5 protein-coding genes and 1 pseudogene are annotated in these 3,692 nt (G+C 69.8%); 3 read left to right on the top strand and 3 right to left on the bottom strand.

What is annotated here, in order from left to right:
- A pseudogene (locus ACFWJ4_RS41125) lies at positions 1–84 on the top strand (transposase); the annotation flags it as partial.
- A 75-nt stretch (positions 85–159) separates the two neighbouring features.
- Here the strand turns inward: ACFWJ4_RS41125 and ACFWJ4_RS41130 are convergent.
- The gene (locus ACFWJ4_RS41130) at positions 160–426 is read right to left on the bottom strand and encodes a hypothetical protein (protein WP_380554464.1); all 267 of its coding nucleotides are present in this window, start codon (positions 424–426) and stop codon (positions 160–162) included.
- Positions 427–479: 53 nt separating this feature from the next.
- On the opposite strand from ACFWJ4_RS41130, the gene ACFWJ4_RS41135 reads away from it, so the two are divergent.
- Positions 480–935 (top strand): VOC family protein, encoded by a 456-nt coding sequence (locus ACFWJ4_RS41135; RefSeq protein ID WP_380554466.1) that lies wholly within the window; start codon positions 480–482, stop codon positions 933–935.
- Between the two features lie 426 nt (positions 936–1,361).
- Here the strand turns inward: ACFWJ4_RS41135 and ACFWJ4_RS41140 are convergent, their stop codons facing one another.
- Entirely contained in the window at positions 1,362–2,384 is a 1,023-nt protein-coding gene (locus ACFWJ4_RS41140) for an ArsR/SmtB family transcription factor (protein ID WP_380554469.1), read from the bottom strand.
- A gap of 247 nt (positions 2,385–2,631) precedes the next feature.
- Here ACFWJ4_RS41140 and ACFWJ4_RS41145 point away from each other — a divergent pair, with 247 nt between their 5' ends.
- Positions 2,632–2,904, top strand: coding sequence for a hypothetical protein (locus ACFWJ4_RS41145; protein WP_380554472.1), 273 nt, complete (start codon positions 2,632–2,634; stop codon positions 2,902–2,904).
- 202 nt (positions 2,905–3,106) lie between these two features.
- On the opposite strand, the gene ACFWJ4_RS41150 is transcribed toward ACFWJ4_RS41145, so the two are convergent.
- Positions 3,107–3,692: winged helix-turn-helix domain-containing protein (locus ACFWJ4_RS41150; RefSeq protein ID WP_380554475.1), on the bottom strand; the 586-nt coding region annotated here is incomplete at its 5' end.

The raw sequence follows: 3,692 nt of genomic DNA on the forward strand, positions 1-3,692 counted from the left end.
ATCCGCCGCTACATCATCTGGCGGAACAAGCACGCAGCGGACGAACGCCTACACGAAATCGTCACCAGGGCGAACGTTGCCTGATGCGGCACTAGACCAGATGACCCACAGCAGAGACTGGGAGGCCGCCACCCACAGGTGGCGGCCTTCCGGTTGAGATCAGAGGTTGTCCCAGTACGGGTCCTCGCGGTCGGATGGGGCCCCCAGCTCGGCGATCAGGTCGCAGGTGCAGGTACCGCCCTCGTACAGCTCCTTGTCGCACTCGTCGTGGTGCTCCCGCCTCGGCGTCGTCGCGGGCCGCGCCGGCACACTTGCGGCCCGGGGTTCCTGCTGGGTCGTGGCCGCCGACGGCGCACGGACCCGCTCGACCTGCCCCGCGAGCTCGTCGGCGGCCCACTCGACGGCCTCCTCCTGTTCTCCGAACAAAGGCCTGTTGCGAAAGTGGATCGCCTGTCTGACCTGTCTGGGAGGCTCCGGGCATGGAGATGACAGTGCAGCTGACGATCGACTGCTCCGATCCGCAAAGGATGGTGGCTTTCTGGGCCCTGGCTCTGGACTATGTGCCCGAGCCCGCGCCGGACGGGCATGCCACGTGGCGCGCCTACTGGGAGGCGATAGGGGTGCCCCCGGAGGAGTTGCCGACCGGGGCCGGCGACATTGCGGAGTCGATCGTCGATCCGGCGGGTCGTGGACCGCGCGTGTGGTTCCAGCAGGTTCCGGAGCCGAAGACCGCCAAGAACCGGTGGCACTTCGACCTGAAGGTCGGTGGCGGCCGTGACGTCCCGCTGGACGTCCGCGAGCGGCGGGTCAGGGCCGCGGTGGACCAGCTGGTCGAGGCCGGCGCCACCGTGCTGAAGATCAAGGACGAGCCGAACGCGGGGCTCTACGCCGCGGCCATGCAGGACCCCGAGGGCAACGAGTTCGACGTCGTCTGAGGACCGTCGCGATACCTGACCCGGTGGGCGGCCCGGAGCGGGCCGCCCACCCCGGGGGAGCGCGGCCCGCCGGCCTTCCGGGAGCTGGACCTCGCCGTTGCGCCGGGACCGGCGGAAGGCGCCGGCGGGCGCGGCCGAGCCGCCGCGCCATCCGCACCCTCGCCCACCGCACCGGCCTCCACCCTCGCCCGCTGCGCCGCAGACTCTCACACCCGCGCCCTGGTGGACCTGTGGGCCCGGGAGACGTTCTGCGTCGACCGGATCATCACCCGCGAGGCCCGAGACGCCCGCCTTGACGCCCTGGACGTCGTCGCCGCTGGCCTTCTCGCCTGCGCCGGGTTCGGCCACTTGGCGGCGGGGCCGTACGCGCGACCTACGGCTGTGGCCCACCGTCTTCGGAGGGTCAGGGACAGTTTTTCTGGGCGATCAAGTCTGGAAGTGATGGCCGTTGAGCAGGGCGCTGCCGAGGGGGGTGAGCGTGTGCAGGACGGCGCTGCCGCGTCTGGTGGTGGTGATGAGGCCTGCTTTGCGGAGGACGGAGGCCTGTTCGCTCGCGGTGGGCAGTGACGCACGGAGGCGTTGGGCGAGCTGCCCGGTGGTGCAGGGGCCGTCGCCGATGGCATGGAGGGTGCGGGCTCGGGTGCGGCCCAGGAGCGCGGGCAAGGCACCGTCGACCCCGTGATCGGACGACGTCAGCAGCGCAGTGACGTCGGAAACGCCGCGTATGACGGGGAGGAAGAGCAGGACGGGTGCCTGGTCGTCCACCGGATCGGTGTAGGGAATCGGCCTGGTCTGGCAGAAGGCGGACGGGACCAGCAACAGGCCCCGGCCCTCCAGGTCGACAGTGCTCGTGAGAGCGCCCTGGCCGACTTCCAGCGTCGGCGGCTTCCAGCGGAACTCGGGCGGCAGTCCCGCGAGCATCGCCTCGGGCCCGTCCTGGGCGAGCCTGAGCGCGTGCGCAGTCTGCTCCGCCCGTAGCCGGGGCAGGATCCGCGGCCAGTGGGGAGCCACGGCGACGCGGTGGACGTTACGGAGGAACATCAGCAGTTCCTCACGGTCCGCCCGGTCGTGCGCGATGTCGCCCCACGCCACACCCGCCCAGGGGTCCGTGCGGCGTAAGTAGCGGGCCCGTGCCTCGACGGCCCCCTGGAGTTCGGTGCGCAGGCGCTCGGCCGGTGCCGCGCGCAGTGCCTCGATCCCCTCTTCGACGGACGATGAGGCACCGGTGACGGTGAACAGGTCCAGGACGGTCTCCTGGAAGAGGGAGGAGGCCGGATGGACGCGGGCGGGGGAGCGAGCATGGACCTCGTGTCTCCATGCGCCGAACAACGCGCGGCTGTGCGGTTGCTGCAGGGTTGTCAGCGCGTGCAGCGTCTCGCCGAGCGGGCCCCAGGTCGCTGCTATCCGGGTCTTGGCGAGGTCCTGCGGGGTGAACGTGATGCGTAACACGTGAGGCTTCTCCCGGGTTCTGTTCGGACGCCCACCTTTCCGCTGCCCATCGTCTCCGGTCGTGCACAACTGCTTCAAGTGGGCCTCATCACGGGTGTTTCGGCGACGGCCGAAAGGACTGGGACCGCGCCCGCCGGCACCGTCAGGATGGGTTCCGAGGGCGACAGGCCGGGGGAACCGCGAGACACAGGTGGTTCCCCCGGGCCTGATGGCCGTCCGAATCGAGAAACCACCCATGGAGGCGTTCATGCGTATTCGTCGTGCTCTCGCGGCCACCGCTGTCGGTGCCACGCTCGCTCTGGCCGCCGCGGCCGGACCGGCCGTGGCGGCCACGCCCGTCCCTGCCTCGTCGGCACCCGCTGTCCAGGCTGTGTACACGTGGCAGTACACCGGCGAGTACTACAAGGCCAAGTCGGCCTGCCTGGCCCGCGCCTCGTACTTCCTGGCGGCGTCCAACGTCAAGAAGTACCAGTGCATCAGCGAGGGCGGCCTGTGGGCCGGTCAGGTCTACGCCAGCTGATCGAACGCAGGACGCGCCCGGTGGCGGTCGAGCCTACTGCGAAGGCCTCGCCACCGGGCGCCTCCCACGGGGGCAGGGAGTTCCGCGTCCTCGTCGCTCACCGGCCGGTCGGCAGCAGGGCTTGAAGCGGCCGTGAGTAGTTGTTCGCGAGCTCTGGTCAAGAGGTCTCGCTGGTCTCGTCATCTTGTGGGCTGTCTGGCGTTCAGGAGTTCGCAGGGGTTGAGCCGTTGGTGCTCAGCAAGGTGAGGCCGAGATGGGTCAGCGTATGAAGGGTTGCTTTCCGCTCCCGGGTCACAGCGGTCAGTCCGGCCTTGCGCAGGGTGGTGGCGTGCTCGCTGGCGCTGGCCGGCGATATGCCGGCCCGCTGCGCCAACTGCGTTGTCGTGCAGGCGGGATGGTTGGCTATGACGCACAGCACGATCGCCCTGGTGCGGCCGAGGAGCGCGGTCAGAGCCTGCGGAACCGGGGCATCACCTCGGCGGGTGTCGGCAGGAGAAGCCCACAGGGCAGCCGCATCGACCGGGTCGTGCAGTGCCTGATAGGCCATGACAACCGTCTCGGCTTCAGGGCTGGCGAACAGCTGGGGAACCGGCCCGCAGAACACCGACGGAGCCAGCACGAACGAGCGGCCCGACAGATGGAAGTCGGCTTCCGGATGGACCAGCGGCCGGTTGTTTCTGGCGGGTTGAAGTAGGGTCTGGCCCAGGTTCTGTGACCGGTGACGCTGGGTGATGGATTCTCGGGGTTGGCGGAGTCGGGAGATCGTCCGGATCTCGTTGGTGTCGTGG

Origin of the sequence: Kitasatospora sp. NPDC127067, assembly GCF_042724755.1 — a bacterium.
Lineage (GTDB): Bacteria > Actinomycetota > Actinomycetes > Streptomycetales > Streptomycetaceae > Kitasatospora > Kitasatospora lactacystinica.